Source organism: Thermanaeromonas sp. DSM 22490 (assembly GCF_056378755.1).
In genome coordinates this window covers 1-1,118 of record NZ_JBJHHE010000068.1, presented here as the reverse complement: position 1 = coordinate 1,118, position 1,118 = coordinate 1, and the positions used below count along the sequence as shown (strand labels likewise).

Here is a 1,118-nt window from a genome sequence, read left to right as displayed (position 1 = left end):
GGCCTCCACGGGTATTTACCCCCGCTTCACCCTGCCCATGGGTAGCTCACCCGGTTTCGGGTCTACGGCAACGAACTATCCGCCCTCTTCAGACTCGCTTTCGCTACGGCTCCAGACCTCCCCGGCCCTTAACCTCGCTCGTTACCGTAACTCGCCGGCCCGTTCTGCAAAAAGTACGCCGTCAGTCTACCCTACAGCAGACCTCCGACTGCTTGTAGGCATACGGTTTCAGGTCCTATTTCACTCCCCTCCCGGGGTGCTTTTCACCTTTCCCTCACGGTACTAGTCCACTATCGGTCGCTAAGGAGTATTTAGCCTTGGAGGATGGTCCCCCCTGCTTCCCACGAGGTTCCCCGTGCCCCGCGGTACTCGGGTACTACCTAAGAGCCCTTAAGCCGTTTCGGGTACGAGGCTCTTACTCTCTACGGCCGGGTTTTCCAACCCTGTTCCCCTACAGCTTATCGGTGCCCCCGAGCATCTGCCACTGCCCGTTAAGGTAGCCCCTCAACCCCCTATGCACAACGGTGGCAGCCTTTCCCATGCATAAGGTTTGGGCTCCTCCCCTTTCGCTCGCCGCTACTCAGGGAATCTCTTGTTGATTTCTCCTCCTCTGGGTACTAAGATGTTTCAGTTCCCCAGGTTCGCCTCCTGTACCTATTCTTTCAGTACAGGATGCCTAGGGTTTACCCTAGGCGGGTTCCCCCATTCGGGTATCCCCGGATCTACGCCCGCTTGCGGCTCCCCGAGGCTTTTCGCAGCTTGCCACGCCCTTCTTCGCCTCTTAGCGCCTAGGCATCCACCGTATGCCCTTACTAAGCTTGACCTCCACGCTCCAAACCCTCGCTGTGCAGTTTTCAAAGAACAAGTTATTCAGGGACGAGGTCCCTGAGAACTAAACAGTGGCGGAAGGAAACCAGGCGACCGACCTAGGAGTTTTAACTCCTTAGAAAGGAGGTGATCCAGCCGCACGTTCCCGTACGGCTACCTTGTTACGACTTCACCCCAATCACCGGCCCCACCTTCGACGGCTGCCCCCCCTTTTCAGGGTTAGCTCACCGGCTTCGGGTGTTACCGGCTTTCGTGGTGTGACGGGCGGTGTGTACAAGGCCCGGGAACGT

2 rRNA genes are annotated in these 1,118 nt (G+C 58.0%); both read right to left on the bottom strand.

Annotation, left to right across the window (positions count from 1 at the left end):
• Positions 1-824: ribosomal RNA gene (locus AC1BI1_RS15345) — 23S ribosomal RNA — on the bottom strand; the annotation flags it as partial.
• A 123-nt stretch (positions 825-947) separates the two neighbouring features.
• Positions 948-1,118 (bottom strand): 16S ribosomal RNA (locus tag AC1BI1_RS15340); the annotation flags it as partial.